This window comes from Pseudomonas sp. LF020, assembly GCF_053456425.1.
Genome location: NZ_JBRFIX010000002.1, coordinates 44,639 through 60,199, shown reverse-complemented (window position 1 = coordinate 60,199; position 15,561 = coordinate 44,639). Strand labels below are relative to the sequence as shown.

Sequence of the window (15,561 nt, the reverse complement as noted above, 5' to 3'; positions counted from 1 at the left end):
GGCACTATTCAGATGACGGTTTTCCGGCCCCGCGACCGAACCGCTGAAACACTTTTCTTTCCAGTTTCGCCGCGCAGAAGCCCAATGCGGCTTTGATTTCCTTCTCGACCATGCGTGTGGAGATGCCGAAGCGCTGGGAAATTTCCAGGTGCGGCGCCTCCTCCAGCCGCGCCGCGATGAAGATTCTGCGACGCCGCGCTGGCAGTTCGTAGAGGGCGCTGAGCAGCGACTGAATTTCCTTTTGCCCACCGACCACCCGCGCCGGGTCCAGCGCCTCGTCGCCGATCTGCAGCAGCTCTTCGACTTCCTCGCCGGTGAGCAGCCGCGCATCGGCCTGACGGCGGTCGGCGGCGATGTTCAGGGCCATGCGATAGAGGTAGGCATTGGGCCGCAGCAGGTTCGGCGGCGTTTCCATGCGGTCGACCCGCAGGTAGGTTTCGTGCAGCACGTCGTTGGCCAGGTCTTCCGAGCCTAGACGGCGGCGCAAGCGCACCCGAAAGTCCTCGTAGGACGTCAGGAACAGCTGGACCATCGAACCTTGTCCGGTGTCTTTCATCCCCCGGAAACTCCTTCCCATTTGGTGCATTCCATGCGTTTCCCTGACGACTCCGGTAACAACAGCAACGTGACCGGCTGACGCAACGCGCTGGGCGTCGGCCGGTCGATCCTGAGATTGCGAAAGCTCTCCACCAGCGCGGTATCGCGCCGTACATCACCGGTGGTGGTGACCAACCGGTTGTGCTGCACCACGCCGTCGCGCCCGACCCAGACCTGCAATACCGCGCGATAACTGCCCGGACGGGTCAGTGGCGAACGGCACAGGTTGCGCTCGATCGCTGCTTGCACGGCGGTGGCGTAGCTGCGACTGACCGCGGCGCTGGCCGGCGTGGGTTTGTCCAGGGCCGAGGGCACGTCCTCGACCTGCGCCACTTGCAAGGTGAACGCGTCGTCGCGGGCATAACGCGCCATCAGCCCGCTGCCGCCGAGCAAACGGCGCAGCGCATCGGCAGCGGTGTATTCGCCATCGACCGCTAACGAGCGCCGGCCACGACTCAACTGACTGTCGACCAGCACCGCCACCCCGGTGGCATGGCTGTACTGATCCAGCGCCCGGGCCAGATCCTGCGCCGGGATGTGCAGCGTCATGCGCATATCGGCCGGCACCGGTTCGGCTGTCGCAGCGCCGCTGAACCAGCCAAGCAGCAGCCCCAGACTCACCCGGCGCACGAGAGTCGCTGAACGCTGAAGACCGTCCCTGGAACTGCCTCGCTGCACGGCTGACGTACCCCTGAAAACCGTCATCCTGATGGCTGTTTATGAATCTGGTGTGACGGGCGGTGCAAAAAAACCATCACGGGATTCGCCCAAGGCTTGCACTAGACTGCATTCAGAGAACGGCCGCTTCGGGCCGGCCAGGAGGCTTGCATGAAATCACTGTGGAAATTCGTCCTCGGCGGGCTGCTGCTGAGCGCCTTCGCCAGTGCCAACGCCGAGCAGCCGTTGGGTTGTGTGGAGGTGACGGTGGGCGGCTACAAGGCGCCGAATTACGATTGTTTGAGTCAGCAGATGGGTAACAATCCGGAGGGTGCTGCGGCTGCGCAGAAGAATCAGGAAGCGCTGAATGTACCGGTGAACAAGCGACCACCGAATCAGGTTGGGCTTGCGACGCCGGCGGCGACAGGCACACGCATGGGCAACACCTTCGGCACCTCAGTCAAACCACAACGCCCACCAAACTGAGGCCCCTGTAGGAGCTGCGGCACGCTGCGATCTTTTGATCTGGCTTTCAAAAATCAAAGTCAAAAGATCGCAGCCTTCGGCAGCTCCTACATTCGATCCCATGCAGGAGCTGCCGAAGGCTGCGATCTTTCCACCAAACTGAAGACCAGACCTTTGTGGCGAGGGAGCTTGCTCCCGCTGGGGTGCGCAGCGCCCCCAAACCTGCCGAACCGGTATTAGCTGACAGACCGCATGCAAAGGTTTGGCGACTGCTGCGCAGCCGAGCGGGAGCAAGCTCCCTCGCCACAGGGTTATGTGCACGTCAGTCGCTCGGGGTTTGGCGAAAGCTTACCGCCAGGCGATTCCAGCTGTTGATCGTGGTGACAGCCATGGTCAGGTCGACCATTTCGCCTTCATTGAATTGCTCGCGGGCCAACTGATAAACATCGTCCGGCACATGACTCTCGGCCAACAACGTCACCGCCTCGGCCCAGGCCAGCGCCGCCCGCTCACGCGGATTGAAAAACCCGCTGTCGCGCCACACCGCGATCGCATACAAACGCCGCTCACTCTCCCCGGCCCGCCGCGCGTCCACCGAGTGCATGTCGGTGCAGAACGCGCAGCCGTTGAGCTGTGAGGCGCGGATCCTGATCAGTTGCAACAGCGGCGCCTCGATACTCAGGTCGCGGGTCAGCGCTTCCATGGCGATCATGGCTTTCATCGCCTTGGGTGAGGCGTTGTAGTAGTCCAGACGCGGGGACATGGGCAGGTCTCGGAATGCGGGATAGTGGATTTACGGTAAGTGCTGATGCGCCAGCGTTACAGCCCCAATTCCACGAAAAACCGCCACACCATTGCCCCCTGACCAAACACAAATCCCCTGTAGGAGCTGCCGCAGGCTGCGATCTTTTGACTTTGATTTTTTATAAACAAAAGCAAGATCAAAAGATCGCAGCCTTCGGCAGCTCCTACAGGGATGGTGACCAATTTTGGGTTTTTGCAACGCGCAACTACTGCCCATCACGCAACAGCGGTAATCTGGCCGACACTTCAATCGCCCCCCGGAGCCGCGTCGGTATGGAACTTCACGTCGTGATCAATGGCCGCAAGGACCTGGCCGGCCAGTTGTACAAGCAACTGCGCGGCGCTATCGAGTCCGGGCGTCTGGCCGCTGGCACGCAGTTGCCGCCCAGCCGTCTGCTGGCCGAGCAACTGGGGATCTCGCGCAAGACCATTTCCGACACTTATGCGCAACTGACCTACGAAAACTTCCTCACCGGGGTGATCGGCAAAGGCACTTACGTCAATGCCCGCCCGGCGCAGATCCAGCGCAAGCAAAGCCATACCGAACTGGCCAGCGCCGAGGTCATCGAAAGCTGGCGCAACCTGCCGGTGTTCCTGCGCCATCCGACGCTGCAAGGTTCGTTGCGCTACGACTTCATTGGCGGCGCCACCAGCAAGGGCCAATTCCCCCATGACGACTGGCGCCGCTGCGTCTCGCACGCGATGCGCCAAATGGCGGCGTCCAAGGGGTTCTACAGCGTGCCCGAGGGCCTGCCGGCGCTGCGCAATGCGATTGCCCGGCACATCGCGTTCTCGCGCGGGATCAACTGTCAGGACGAAGACATCGTGGTGTGCAACGGCGCGCAACAGGCGCTGGACCTGATCACCCGCGTGCTGATCAGCCCCGGCAGTCGGGTGGCGATGGAGGATCCGGGGTATCCGCCCGCGCGGTTGCTGTTCGGCACCCACGGCGCCGAAGTGGTCGGAATCCCGGTGGATGCCGAGGGGATTGTGGTCGAGCAGATCCCCGAGGGCACGCGGATGATTTATGTCACACCGTCGCACCAGTTTCCGCTGGGCATGCCGATGAGCCAGGCGCGCCGCGAGGCTTTGCTGGCCCGGGCGTATGAGCTGGGGGCGATCATCATCGAGGACGACTATGACAGCGAATTCCGCTACGAAGGCCGGCCTACGGACTCTCTGTTCAGCCTTGATCAGCGCGGCATCGTTGCCTACGTCGGCACCTTCTCCAAAACCCTGCTGCCGGAGCTGCGCCTGGGTTACGCGATCCTGCCGCCGGCGATCCTCGAAGCGGTGATCCGCGCCAAACAACTCACCGACCTGCACGCCTCGACCCTGCCACAGTGGGCGCTGGCCAAGTTCATCGCCGAGGGTTGTTTGCTCAAACACATCCGCCGTTGCCACGGGATTTACGCCCAGCGCCGCGAACGGATTCTGGCGCGCATGGCCGGTGATCTTTCGCCGTGGCTCGACGCGGTGCCGGCCAGTGCGGGCTTTCACATGGCGGTGTTCTGCAAGGTGCCGGTGGATTTGCCACTGGTGATCGAGCTGGCGAAAAAGGTCGAGGTCGGGCTGTATTCGATCAATGGTTTCTATCACCAGCAACCGGCGAGAAACGGCCTGTACTTCGGCTTCGGCGCCATCGAGACGCTGGACATCGACACCGCTCTGGATCGCCTGCGCGACATTCTGCAACAAGTGGCGTGAATGATTGGTCTGGGCGATTAACCGCCGATTGGTTATTGGTGATCAGCAGGTGCAGGCCTATTCTGCACTGGCGTTATCCCTCAATGAGCAGGATTCGTCCGGCCTGATTCAGGAGTGTGAGCAATGTCCAACCAAGTGATCAACACCGTCAAGGTTCGCGCCGCCGCCGGGCGTTCGGAAGAACTCGGCCGGCAGTTGCAGAAGATCGTCGACACCTTGCGCCAGACACCGGGTTGCGATTCCTATCTGGTCGACCGCTGCCCGGACGACAACCACCACTGGACGGTGAGCGCACGCTGGCAGTCGGAAGCGGCGATGCAGGCGCATTTCAACCGGCCCGAGGCGCAGGGGTTTATTGACCTGATCGATAGCCGCTTGGCCAATAGTGTGGATTTCAACTCCTTTCCGATCGTCTGATCTGCCCCTGTGGCGAGGGAGCTTGCTCCCGCTCGGCTGCGCAGCAGTCGCAAACCGGCCAGTGTGATTCGTCTGAAGAAATCAGGTGCCAGGTTTTGGGGGCGCTTCGCGCCCAGCGGGAGCAAGCTCCCTCGCTACAGTTGTTTCTCATCTGGCCTGGATTGGTCACCCGATCTTCCCGAATATTGGCCGTTTGAATACCCCGCCCCGCAGACTACTGTGGTCACCACCCCTCCCCAACTGGTGATCCGCCATGAAAGCCCTGCACCTCTTCACCGCCGCTCTCGCCCTGTCCATGTCCGCCGCAGCCCTGGCCCACGACCCGTCCGAGAAAGTCACCGTCCTGCAAGACCAGATGCTGAAAAACGCCCCCGGCAAGAAAGCCATGATGATCGAAGTCGACTACAAACCCGGCCAGTCCTCCATCGCCCACAAACACGACGGCACCGCCATGGCCTACGTGCTCGAAGGCGAAGTGATTTCCCAGGTCAAGGGTGAACAGGCGATCACCTACAAGAAAGGCCAGTTCTGGTACGAACCGGCCGGCTCCGAGCATCTGGTGTCGAAAAACGCCAGCAACAGCAAACCGGCGAAGTTGCTGGTGTTCATGGTATTGGCCCCGGACGAGCAAGTATTGATCCCCCTGAAAAACTGATGGTTGTTTGCACAGCCATAAATAAAAAGGCGCAAAACACTGTTTTGCGCCTTTTTATTTCCCGAGGCAATTAACCGTTTTGCCTTAAAGCCAATAAAACTAATGCATCGCCATAACTCGAAAAATTGTCAGCTTATTTACAGCATGGCGGGTTTAGTCTGAATCAACTGTCGTGCGCCCGTCACAAACAGCCGCGACAACTCTGACTTTCCGACTGAAGTTGCTTCACGGGAGACTCACCATGAAACTTGCCTTTGCCAGTACCTTGGCGATATCGGTTTTAGCCTTGTCCGCCTGTTCCGTACCCACCGCGCCAAGAGCGGTCTCGTCCCTCGATACACTGTTCACCCAACCGGTCGGCCGCAGTAGCGTCGCCCAGGTGAAAAGCGGTCCCGGCGTGTCACTGGGCGTGGTCTACAGCCCAAGCACCCAGACCAACCGCGAATACCTGCGTGACTACCAGGCCAACGCCGGCACCGGTTTCGGCCAGAGCCTGCTGGTGCAGCCGATCCACGACGCCTACGTCAACACTTCGAAACCGGACATGGCGGTGGATTGGGTCAAGGCCTCGCTGCAACGGCAGTTCGGCTCCGTCACGGTGTACCCGGACATGCAGAGCCTGCGCGCGGCGCACCCCGACGTGGTGGCGATCATTGACACCCACAGCCAGTTGATCACTTCGCGCAGCTCCGACATCAAGGCTGATGTCAGTGCGGATTTTTATGATGCGAAGTTGAACTACATCGGCACAGCGAAAGGTTCTGAGGCCAAAGAACTGACGCCGGTATGGGCGGACTTCAAAGGTTCGGACGAGATAGTCGCTGATATTAATCAACAGCAGGATGTGCAAGTTCGGGCGTTGCAGAAGTTTGATCAGTCGCTCAACAATTTATTGACCAGGCCGACAGATAAAGTGTCGATGCTGGATAACAAACAAGCACATAAGTTGTATTGACTCTCAGGCCCTCATCGCTGGCAAGCCAGCTCCCACAGGGATCTGCGGTGAACACAAATTCTGTGAACAACCGAAAAACCTGTGGGAGCTGGCTTGCCGGCGATGAGGCCAGATTAATCAACAAAAAATTCATCAGACATAAAAAAACCCCGGCATCTCACGACACCGGGGCTTCTTCATTCAACCACTACTCAGGCCAGTTCAAGCTCCGCAGTCGCCGCCGCAGGCACCACCGCTTGCCCGCTCAACGCGAGGTCCAGCAGCTCACGGTTGGCAACGGCATACATGGCGTAGTCAGTGCCGCTCGCAGCACGGATTTCCACCAGCATGGCGCGCCAGCGCTCGATCATGCTTTCGTGCTGTGCCATCCACAGCGCCAGGCGTGCTTCCACGTCCAGCGTGCCGTCGCCCTGTTGCAGGACGGAGATGGTGATCGCACGTTGCTGCCAGTCCACATCGTCACGGAACGCTTCACGGGCCAGGGCCTGCCAGTTGTTTTCAACCGGCAGTGCGCTGATCTGTTGCAGGTACCAGGTGATGTCCAGCGCGCTGCCCACGGCGAAGTAGGCCTTGGCCACTTCGGCCGGATCCTGGCCAGTGACGTCGGACGCTTCGATGATCGGCAGCAGCGTGTACAGGTGCGAGGTACCCGCCACCATACGCGCCAGCAACTCCGGTACACCGGCAGCGACGTAAGCCTGATAACGCGCCTGCCAGTTTTCACGGATTTCGCCGCTCAGCAGTTCGTCGAGCTTCAGACCCAGCTCCTTGAGGTGCGGACCGAAGTGCGCGACGTCACGGGCAGCGTTCTGCTCGTTGCGACGGGCACGCAGGAACCAGCGGGTAGCGCGACGGCCCAGACGCATCAGCTCGTCCATCAGCTCCAGTTGCACGTCAGCGGAGACCTGATAGTCCAGCGCTTCGATCTGACGGAACCAGTGCGGGAGGTGGAAGATGTCACGCACGATCACGTAGGCACCGGCCACGTTCGCCGGGCTCATGCCGGTCGACTCTTTGAGTCGCTGAACGAAGGTGATGCCCATGTGGTTGACCAGATCGTTGGCGATCTGGGTGCTGACGATCTCGCGCTTCAGACGGTGGCGACGCATGGCTTCGGAGAACTTGCTGACCAGGGTCGGCGGGAACGCCGTTTCCATGTCGCGGGTCAGGTAGTCGTCGTCCGGCACCAGCGAGTTCAGCAGCTGTTCCTTGAGGTCGATCTTGCTGTACGAGATCAGCACCGACAGCTCGGGACGGGTCAGGCCATGACCTGCCGCAACGCGCTCGTTGATCTGCTCTTCGGTCGGCAGGAACTCGATGGCACGGTCCAGCTTGCCACGGCCTTCCAGATCGCTCATCAGGCGCTTGTACTCGGCAATGCGCTCGTAGGCACGACGCGCCGCCAAGGACAGGGCCTGAGTCTGCTTGTAGTTGTTGCCCAGCACCAGACCACCGACTTCGTCGGTCATGCTCGCCAGCAACTGGTTGCGTTGCTTGTCGGTCATGTCGCCGGCCTGAACCACTTCGTTCAGCAGGATCTTGATGTTCACTTCGTGGTCGGAGCAGTCCACGCCACCGGCGTTGTCGATGAAGTCGGTGTTGGAACCGCCGCCATTGAGACCGAATTCCACACGACCCAGTTGGGTCATACCGAGGTTACCGCCCTCGCCCACGACTTTGCAGCGCAGTTCGTTACCGTTCACGCGCAGCGCATCGTTGGCCTTGTCGCCGACGTCGGCATGGCTTTCGCTGCTGGCCTTGACGTAAGTACCGATACCGCCGTTCCACAGCAGATCCACCGGTGCCTTGAGCAAGGCGTTCAGCAGTTCGGTCGGGGTCAGCTTGTCGGCCTTGATGTCGAAGCGTTCTTTCATCTGCGGCGAGATGGCGATGCTCTTCGCGCTGCGCGAGAAGATGCCGCCGCCTTCGGACATGATGCTGGTGTCGTAGTCGGTCCAGGCCGAACGCGGCAGGTCGAACATGCGCTGACGCTCGACGAAGCTGGTGGCCGGGTTCGGGTTCGGATCGATGAAGATGTGCATGTGGTTGAACGCGGCAACCAGTTGCAGCTTGTCGGACATCAACAGGCCGTTACCGAATACGTCACCGGCCATGTCACCGACGCCGACCACGGTGATGCTGTCTTCCTGAACATTGATGCCGCGCTCGCGGAAGTGGCGCTGTACGCCGACCCACGCGCCCTTGGCGGTGATGCCCATTTTCTTGTGGTCGTAACCGGCGGAACCACCGGAGGCGAACGCGTCGCCCAGCCAGAAGCCGTAGTCGATGGCGATGCCGTTGGCGATGTCGGAGAAAGTCGCAGTGCCCTTGTCCGCTGCCACCACCAGGTACGGGTCATCGTCGTCATGCCGCACGACGTTGGCCGGCGGTACCAGCGCGCCGTCTTTCAGGTTGTCGGTGATGTCCAGCAGACCGGAAATGAAGATGCGGTAGCAGGCGATGCCCTCGGCCGCGATCTCGTCACGGCTGCCGCCCAGTGGCAGGCGACGCGGCAGGAAGCCGCCCTTCGCGCCCACCGGCACGATGACCGAGTTCTTCACTTGCTGGGCTTTTACCAGGCCAAGCACTTCGGTACGGAAGTCTTCTTCACGGTCGGACCAGCGCAGACCACCGCGCGCCACGTTGCCGAAGCGCAGGTGCACGCCTTCGACGCGTGGCGAGTAGACGAAGATTTCGAACTTCGGTACCGGCTTCGGCAGCTCAGGGATCGCGTGCGGGTTGAACTTGAAGCTGAAGTACGACTTGTTCTGGCCGTTGGCATCAGTCTGATAGAAGTTGGTCCGCAGAGTGGCTTTGATCAGGTCCAGGTAACGACGCAGGATGCGGTCTTCGTTGAGCACCTGAACGTCGTCCAGTGCGGTCAGAATCGCCTGCTCCAGACGCTGTTGCTTGTCTTCCAGATCATCGCTGCCCAGCTTGCGCGCCAGGTAAAAACGGGTCTTGAACAACCGGGTCAGCTCGCGAGCGATGTCGGTGTGGTTGTTCAGGGTGCTGGCGATGTAACCCAGGTCGAAGCCCAGACGGATCTGCTTCAGGTAACGGGCGTAGGCGCGCAGCAGCGCCACGTCACGCCATGGCAGACCGGCGGTCAGCACCAGACGGTTGAACGCATCGTTCTCGGCATCGCCACGGACGATGTGGACGAACGCGTCCTGCAGGGTGTCGTTGAGTTGCTGGATGTCGAGGTCCAGACCTTCTGCCGCAGTGAACGCGAAGTCATGAATCCAGAACTCGCGGCCGTTGGTGTGGCGCAGACGGTACGGGAACTCACCCAGCACGCGCAGGCCGAGGTTTTCCAGAATCGGCAAGACGTCGGACAGCGCCAGCGGGGTGTCGGCGTGGTACAGCTTGCAATGCAGCTCGCGTTGGCCGGAAACCTGGCCCAGCGGCTGATAGAAGCTCATCACCAGAGGATTTTTTTCGTTCAGGCTCAGCAGGTGCTGCATGTCGACCACGGCCGAATGCGCTGCGAAACGCTCGCGGTAGCCGGCCGGGAAGCCTTTCGGGAAGTCTGCCAGCACGTTGGTGCCGTGGGCTTCGCCGAAGCTTTCGACGGTCAGTGCGGCATAGTCGTCCTGCCAGCTGCGGCAGGCCTGTACCACTTCTTTTTCCAGCAGCAGCGGGTCGATGTCGAGACGGTTCTTCGGATCGACACGCAGGATCAGTTGCACGCGAGCCAGCACGGACTCGGAGAAGAAGGTCCAGAACTCGCAGTCGGTCGCCTTCAGGCGCTCCATCAGCACCTGCTGGATCTTCTGCCGCACTTCGGTGGAATAGATGTCGCGTGGTACATAGGCCAGGCAGTAGCAGAAGCGACCGTACGGGTCTTTGCGCAGGAACACGCGGATCTTGTTGCGTTCCTGGATCTGCACGATCGACATCACGGTGCTGAACAGTTCGTCGACCGGGGTCTGGAACAGGTCGTCACGCGGCAGCACTTCGAGCACCTGCGCCAGTTCCTTGCCCAGGTGAGCCTTGGACTGGAAGCCGGAACGGCGTTCGATTTCTTCGACCTTGCGCCGGATGAACGGGATGACCCGCACGCTCTCGCCATACACCGAGGAGGTGTACAGGCCCATGAAGCGGTGTTCCTTGATGACTTTGCCGTCGGCGTCGATTTCACGGATCGACACGTAGTCCGGGTAGGCCGGACGGTGTACACGGCTCGGGTGCGCAGCCTTGGCGAACGACAGCAGGGTCGGTTCGCGCAGGTAGTTCACCGCGTAGTCTTCGATGTGCCGGTCTTCGTTGGTCAGACCGGTGCGCAGCAGTTTGGTCAGGCCAAGGAAGGAATTCTGGTCGTATTCGATATGGCCGCCATCGGCCTGATCGACAACGGTGAACTCTTCGTAGCCGAGGAAGGTGAAGTGGTTGCCCACCAGCCATTCCAGGAAGCTTTTGATTTCGGTCTTTTCGTCGGCATCGACGGCGAATGCGCTGTTATCGAGCTTGGTGAGGATCTCCTGCACCTTGGCCTTCATCGGCTCGAAATCAGCGACCGCGACGCGCACTTCACCGAGCACCTGCTCCAGCTCTTTGCTCAGCACATTCAGTTCGGCCGCGTTGGCGCAGCGGTCGATTTCCAGGTACATCAGCGACTCGTGCAGCACGCCTTCGCCGGTGCTGCCCTTGGGCAGGATTTCCAGCAGCTCGCCCTTGCTGCCACGACGCACGCTGAGCACGGTGGTCTGCAGGGTGTGGATGCTGTAGCCGCGACGGTTCAGCTCGGTGCGGACCGAGTCGACCAGGAACGGCAGGTCGTGGTGCAGGACTTCGACCGCGGTGTGGGTCGACTGCCAGCCGTGGCGTTCGTAATCAGGGTTGTAGACGCGCACTTGCGGTTGCGCGTGATCGAAGCGCTCAAGCAGGCGCCACGCGGAAAGAGTACAGCCAGCGAGGTCGGAGAGGCGACGTTGGGTCAGCTCGTCCAGGGAAATGATGCCGAAGAATTGTTCAGCGAACAGCGCCACTTGTGGCAGTGCCTGTTCACTGATGTGCTGCGCCAGTGCCGCTTGCAGTTGGTGCTGGAAGTCGGCTTTGCTGGCTGCGGTGAAGAACGCCATCTGTGGTACTCCGCTTAAGCTTGTTATTGATGGAAAGCGTCGCGTGCAACACCCCTTGCGGGGCTTGTGTCGCCCTGTTCCTGATTCTCGGGCAGAGGAAACAGGGTGACAGGTGGGTGAAGCTGGACGAGACACTCAGGTCACATTCACCTTCCATTGAATGGGCATCTGCAAAAACGACTGTCGGGACTGCCGACAATGCCTTTACGGGTGCTCATCCGTTGCGCAGCTTAATGGGTGCGACAATGTGTCTGCTTGCGGTGCTGCGACATATTCGGTCATTGGCACGTAACCGTGGGCCTGCGCACCGGTAAACATTAGCAGCCAAGGAGAAATCTCGCGTTTCAGGTGGCCACTCAACAGGCAAGCGCACCTGAAATGACCGATTACCTGAAATTCGTTCCCGCCGCACCTTTCCTCCTTGGGAAATTACACCCGCCAAAGCTTACACAGCCTTCGATTGTTCGCACCAAAAAAACCAATAAAAACAACAAGTAGAAACACACTAAAGAATCCTTACAAACTGACAAGAAATGTCTCACATAATTTGAAGACCGAATTCCTACAGCACGATTTGAACGCAAAAATCGGCAGTGCTATCTATATAAGCGCACCTCATAAAAAACCAGGCATCAGTTATCAAGCCGACCCACGGAACGGGTCTCCATCAAAGAAAGGAATCAACACATGCGACAACTTGACCTGCCGGCAACGATATTTTACGGCGATGGCTCATGGGAAATAATTAATTTGAACTCTGGAAACATTCGCGGGGACATTCTTAAAAATTATCCGCTGGGCAACCCGATGCATGGGCTCACACTGGCGATAGAAAGTGACTATCTGGAAATTGGTTTCCAGGAAGGCAATTGGAAACCGTTGATGCTAGAGCTTGAGAGTATTGCGGCTGGTATGGGGGCAGGCGCATTACTGGCAGTGACCGCCGCCTACTTTTTCCCGGCACTGGTTAATACCGTCCCCGGTATCGTGGTAGTCGGCTTATTAATTGCCTTGGCAGCAGCTTTTTTGAGCGCTGATAACGTGGAAAAAATAAATACACTGATCCTTGATCAGTTCAATGGCGCTTCCTCAAAAGGATAGCAAACATCTGTAACGGGCCAGCCTTCCGGCTGGCTCTGTCAAATAGGCAACACAGCCTGCCTACTGGAAAACACCAAGATGAATAAAAATCCGCCTGAACTGACTGTACCTCCATTATTGATTTCCCTTTTCTGCGCGCCCATCTTTTTTATAAACCTTCTTCTTCCTGCACTCCCGCAAAGCGGCTTGGATTTTGCCATCAACGACTTCCTGGACAACCAGCTTTTCGGCTTGAGCGGATTCTGGTCTTCCCTATTCCCCTTCAGTTCCAAAGCAACCGCAAACTACGTAGCAGTTATCGGACCAATATTTGCGCCAATTCTATTCTACAAAGTTTACAAAACAATGAAGATTGACCCAGCCCAGTACAAGAACAGGATTTTAACTCGACTCATCACCGGAATATTCTTTACAGCCTTTATGATCATGTTTTTTATATTAGCTTTTTATTTAACCGAAACAGATCTTGGAAAAGGCACCGGGAAATATGGAAATCTGTTTGGACAAAACATATTGTTTTACTCGATATTCTCTTCAGGCATGTTGATACTTTTTTTTGTCATCCCATTTCTGATCCACCGAATCTTTTTTTACTTTCCATACTTGCTGATCAAGAACTGGAAGGAAAAAAGGGAACGCTGCCACTCTCATTGAGCGCTATGCCTTCCCTTTTTCCTGAGCTGCTTATAGCCCCCCCATCAACATCAGTCAGGCAGCTCCTCGAACGCCCTGAATTTGCTCACGGTGGCACAGTCGTAACACAGGGTTTTCAGGATCAATTTATCCATGCTGGCGTCGATATTGCTGGAGTCACACTCTCGGCAAAACAGCCTCAAATGACCGAGCAAGTCGCTGTCAAAAGCTGCCGCGGAAAAGAACTGCGGCACCAGTTCATCGCGCCAATACATTCCCGGCGACTTGGAAAACCCGGCACCGCTGTCCTTGAGCACTACGTCATACAACAGCCGATGCAACGCTGATTGCGGTACCCGCGAATCACGGTGTGCGTTTTTGCGCCAGTTCCGAGTCAGGGCATCCTGAGCGGTCCCGAGCATGTTGCGCGGGATGGTATTGGACGCATGAGTGCGACCCTTGGAGTTGCCGGTGGCGTAGAAGTGCGCAGCGTTTTTTACCGCCAGGCGGGCAAAGTAATAGAGCTGGCTTACGGAAAAATCCTGCAGGAGTTGTCCCACAACCGTTTCGGCACGCGCCTCGGCCATGAACGAAAAACTGACTTCATTGGCCAGCACACGGATGTATTGAAGCGATTCCTCTCGGGCCAGATCGAAGATCAGCCCGTAGAGTTCGCTCTTCCAGGCGACTTGAATGTCGCCGGACAGCTCCTGATAGAGCGTCAGGTACAGACTTTCCCGATTACAGCGCGCAACTCCGCCGAGTGCCACATTAGGCTGCCAGCGCACTGCGCAATAGTCACTGATACTGCAACCCTCAGTGCGATCGAAGGCCCTGATATCAGAGCTCGTCGCGACCGTTAACACTCCGGCCTGGTGCAGACTCTTCAATCTTTCCTCACTGGCCTCGACGCTCGGTGCCAGATGTTCGCTTCGGGATGTCGCGCTCAACGGCGCGATCCATTCGGGATGGTCGGCATTGCCATCGTCAAGCAAGGCCAGCAACGTCAGTTTCTGCACAAACCCAAGGGTCGAATACGGCACCGCCGGACTCGGTATACCGAAGCGCGATTCAAGTTCGCGTCGATCACGCTCGGCCTGCGCCGCCAATTGTTGCTGATGAACCTGGCAACACGCCGGGCAAGTACACGCCATGCGTCGGCCATGGCGGGCGGATGCAGAGTATCGGTGCTCGCACTGTATGCACTTGTAAGGATGACGCTGCGAGACCGGAGTGCCCCGGGCGTGCCGACGTACCCACATCGGCACATCGCAATAAGGGCACTTTAGATCCTGACTGACAATCGGCGGCAAAACCTTGAGCAAGCTGCGGACAGTGGCCGGGATCTGATACTCGACCAGAAGCGCAGCGCTTTTTTCCCCGTCCAGATATCGCTGATAAATCTGCTCGATCTGATCGTCGGACAGGTGTGCAATTTCATCAGCGCGTTCGAAATACGGATGCATTGAAAGAGGTCCTTTTTTTCAGTTTGTGTTGACGCACTCCTTTGCGTTCGAACCGCAAAATAATGACAATCGTGGCGATAAAACAAGCGAAAAAGCAGAAAACGGCTGCCAAGTCCAAACAAGTAATTTTTCCTGCGGCGTCCTCGGAAATTTCAACCCTCAACCCAGAATTCATCTGTCGGAATTTTCCTTGTTCATTGATTCCGCCAGGTTTCACGCACCCTCTTGTTGCAGGCATCAACAAAGCAACCCACGCAAGAGAGCAGCGCAAATGCGCCAAGGCTGGCAAAATCGCGCTTTCGATTGCACTTAGCGCCCGTCGGCCAGGAATTCCCACATGCAAATGACCACCGCCCTACTGATCGTCAACCCGTGCGACGACGAAGAAGACAACATGGCCATGCTCTGCTGCCATAGCGACAAGGGCGACATGTTTCTGATGAGCCGCTATCCGGACGAGGACGAGCTGGAGATCACCCTGGATGGCGAGCCTTCGACGCTCGACGGCGTGAAAGTCACCCTGACCAAGACTCTGCTGAAGATTGAAATCGCGGCGGCGGATGCCGATGCGCTGAATGGGGATGATGTGCTGGAAATTACCTTCAATCCGGACATGGTTGATCTGGCTGAAGTTGAAGAAACCCTGAAGAACATCCTTGATGGCACCGGAACCTATATCAGCCAGATTTGATGCTGGCTGGACTGGCCTCATCGCTGGCAAGCCAGCTCCCACAGAGACCGATGTGTTGCATAAATCGCATTCGCACCGCTGATACCTGTGGGAGATCACCCTGGATGGCGAGCCTTCGACGCTGGATGGCGTGAAAGTCGCCCTGAGCAAGACTCTGCTGAAGATCGAAATTGCGGCGGCGGATGCCGATGCGCTGAATGGCGATGATGTGCTGGAAATTACCTTCAATCCGGACATGGTTGATCTGGCTGAAGTTGAAGAAACCCTGAAGAACATCCTTGATGGCACCGGAACCTATATCAGCCAGATTTGATGCTGGCTGGACTGGC

General features: G+C 58.3%; 14 protein-coding genes and 1 pseudogene. 10 read left to right on the top strand and 5 right to left on the bottom strand.

The window, feature by feature from the left end; translation table 11 throughout:
- Positions 1-4 precede the first annotated feature (4 nt).
- Both ACU680_RS04470 and ACU680_RS04465 read right to left on the bottom strand, forming a co-directional pair.
- A complete protein-coding gene (locus tag ACU680_RS04470; RefSeq protein ID WP_027613107.1) occupies positions 5-556 on the bottom strand; it encodes an RNA polymerase sigma factor in 552 nt (183 codons plus the stop codon).
- A complete protein-coding gene (locus tag ACU680_RS04465) occupies positions 553-1,218 on the bottom strand; it encodes a secretin and TonB N-terminal domain-containing protein (RefSeq protein ID WP_448178746.1) in 666 nt (221 codons plus the stop codon). Before ACU680_RS04465 ends, ACU680_RS04470 begins: the two co-directional genes overlap by 4 nt.
- Before the next feature lie 207 nt (positions 1,219-1,425).
- Here ACU680_RS04465 and ACU680_RS04460 point away from each other — a divergent pair, with 207 nt between their 5' ends.
- Positions 1,426-1,740: a hypothetical protein gene (locus ACU680_RS04460; protein WP_448178745.1), complete on the top strand. Its 315-nt coding sequence runs from the start codon at positions 1,426-1,428 to the stop codon at positions 1,738-1,740.
- 301 nt (positions 1,741-2,041) lie between these two features.
- Here ACU680_RS04460 and ACU680_RS04455 read toward each other — a convergent pair whose 3' ends face one another.
- A complete protein-coding gene (locus ACU680_RS04455; RefSeq protein WP_448178744.1) occupies positions 2,042-2,482 on the bottom strand; it encodes a carboxymuconolactone decarboxylase family protein in 441 nt (146 codons plus the stop codon).
- A gap of 314 nt (positions 2,483-2,796) precedes the next feature.
- Here ACU680_RS04455 and pdxR point away from each other — a divergent pair, with 314 nt between their 5' ends.
- From pdxR to ACU680_RS04435, 4 genes are all read left to right on the top strand, one after another.
- Entirely contained in the window at positions 2,797-4,230 is a 1,434-nt protein-coding gene (pdxR, locus tag ACU680_RS04450; protein ID WP_448178743.1) for a MocR-like pyridoxine biosynthesis transcription factor PdxR, read from the top strand.
- A gap of 123 nt (positions 4,231-4,353) precedes the next feature.
- The gene (locus ACU680_RS04445) at positions 4,354-4,647 is read left to right on the top strand and encodes a putative quinol monooxygenase (RefSeq protein WP_367084282.1); all 294 of its coding nucleotides are present in this window, start codon (positions 4,354-4,356) and stop codon (positions 4,645-4,647) included.
- Between the two features lie 253 nt (positions 4,648-4,900).
- Complete coding sequence (locus ACU680_RS04440; RefSeq protein WP_367084281.1) at positions 4,901-5,302, top strand: cupin domain-containing protein; 402 nt, start codon at positions 4,901-4,903, stop codon at positions 5,300-5,302.
- Between the two features lie 241 nt (positions 5,303-5,543).
- Positions 5,544-6,257, top strand: coding sequence for an ATPase (locus tag ACU680_RS04435; protein ID WP_448178742.1), 714 nt, complete (start codon positions 5,544-5,546; stop codon positions 6,255-6,257).
- A 191-nt stretch (positions 6,258-6,448) separates the two neighbouring features.
- Here ACU680_RS04435 and ACU680_RS04430 read toward each other — a convergent pair whose 3' ends face one another.
- Complete coding sequence (locus ACU680_RS04430; protein ID WP_367084279.1) at positions 6,449-11,341, bottom strand: NAD-glutamate dehydrogenase; 4,893 nt, start codon at positions 11,339-11,341, stop codon at positions 6,449-6,451.
- Between the two features lie 687 nt (positions 11,342-12,028).
- Here ACU680_RS04430 and ACU680_RS04425 point away from each other — a divergent pair.
- Both ACU680_RS04425 and cui read left to right on the top strand, forming a co-directional pair.
- Positions 12,029-12,442, top strand: coding sequence for a colicin-like pore-forming protein (locus ACU680_RS04425; protein WP_448178741.1), 414 nt, complete (start codon positions 12,029-12,031; stop codon positions 12,440-12,442).
- A 78-nt stretch (positions 12,443-12,520) separates the two neighbouring features.
- Positions 12,521-13,096, top strand: a complete 576-nt coding sequence (cui, locus tag ACU680_RS04420) for a colicin immunity protein Cui (RefSeq protein ID WP_367084276.1) — start codon at positions 12,521-12,523, stop codon at positions 13,094-13,096.
- A 50-nt stretch (positions 13,097-13,146) separates the two neighbouring features.
- Here cui and ACU680_RS04415 read toward each other — a convergent pair whose 3' ends face one another.
- Positions 13,147-14,541, bottom strand: coding sequence for a hypothetical protein (locus ACU680_RS04415; RefSeq protein WP_448178740.1), 1,395 nt, complete (start codon positions 14,539-14,541; stop codon positions 13,147-13,149).
- 62 nt (positions 14,542-14,603) lie between these two features.
- Between ACU680_RS04415 and ACU680_RS04410 the strand changes: the two genes are divergently transcribed.
- The 3 genes and pseudogenes from ACU680_RS04410 to ACU680_RS04400 all read left to right on the top strand — a co-directional run.
- On the top strand, positions 14,604-14,888 hold the full coding sequence (locus ACU680_RS04410) for a hypothetical protein (RefSeq protein ID WP_448178739.1): 285 nt from the start codon (positions 14,604-14,606) through the stop codon (positions 14,886-14,888).
- Complete coding sequence (locus ACU680_RS04405) at positions 14,879-15,232, top strand: hypothetical protein (RefSeq protein ID WP_003225678.1); 354 nt, start codon at positions 14,879-14,881, stop codon at positions 15,230-15,232. Before ACU680_RS04410 ends, ACU680_RS04405 begins: the two co-directional genes overlap by 10 nt.
- 91 nt (positions 15,233-15,323) lie before the next feature.
- Positions 15,324-15,545: pseudogene (locus tag ACU680_RS04400) on the top strand (hypothetical protein); the annotation flags it as partial.
- Between the last annotated feature and the right edge of the window lie 16 nt (positions 15,546-15,561).

Excerpts from the sequence above, each read along its gene's own strand:
- ACU680_RS04460 (WP_448178745.1), top strand. The coding sequence starts at position 1,426 with ATGAAATCACTGTGGAAATTCGTCCTCGGCGGGCTGCTGCTGAGCGCC.
- ACU680_RS04430 (WP_367084279.1), bottom strand. The coding sequence starts at position 11,341 with ATGGCGTTCTTCACCGCAGCCAGCAAAGCCGACTTCCAGCACCAACTG.
- cui (WP_367084276.1), top strand. The coding sequence starts at position 12,521 with ATGAATAAAAATCCGCCTGAACTGACTGTACCTCCATTATTGATTTCC.
- ACU680_RS04410 (WP_448178739.1), top strand. The coding sequence starts at position 14,604 with ATGACAATCGTGGCGATAAAACAAGCGAAAAAGCAGAAAACGGCTGCC.
- ACU680_RS04435 (WP_448178742.1), top strand. The coding sequence starts at position 5,544 with ATGAAACTTGCCTTTGCCAGTACCTTGGCGATATCGGTTTTAGCCTTG.
- ACU680_RS04405 (WP_003225678.1), top strand. The coding sequence starts at position 14,879 with ATGCAAATGACCACCGCCCTACTGATCGTCAACCCGTGCGACGACGAA.
- pdxR (WP_448178743.1), top strand. The coding sequence starts at position 2,797 with ATGGAACTTCACGTCGTGATCAATGGCCGCAAGGACCTGGCCGGCCAG.
- ACU680_RS04445 (WP_367084282.1), top strand. The coding sequence starts at position 4,354 with ATGTCCAACCAAGTGATCAACACCGTCAAGGTTCGCGCCGCCGCCGGG.
- ACU680_RS04425 (WP_448178741.1), top strand. The coding sequence starts at position 12,029 with ATGCGACAACTTGACCTGCCGGCAACGATATTTTACGGCGATGGCTCA.
- ACU680_RS04470 (WP_027613107.1), bottom strand. The coding sequence starts at position 556 with ATGAAAGACACCGGACAAGGTTCGATGGTCCAGCTGTTCCTGACGTCC.
- ACU680_RS04415 (WP_448178740.1), bottom strand. The coding sequence starts at position 14,541 with ATGCATCCGTATTTCGAACGCGCTGATGAAATTGCACACCTGTCCGAC.
- ACU680_RS04440 (WP_367084281.1), top strand. The coding sequence starts at position 4,901 with ATGAAAGCCCTGCACCTCTTCACCGCCGCTCTCGCCCTGTCCATGTCC.
- ACU680_RS04455 (WP_448178744.1), bottom strand. The coding sequence starts at position 2,482 with ATGTCCCCGCGTCTGGACTACTACAACGCCTCACCCAAGGCGATGAAA.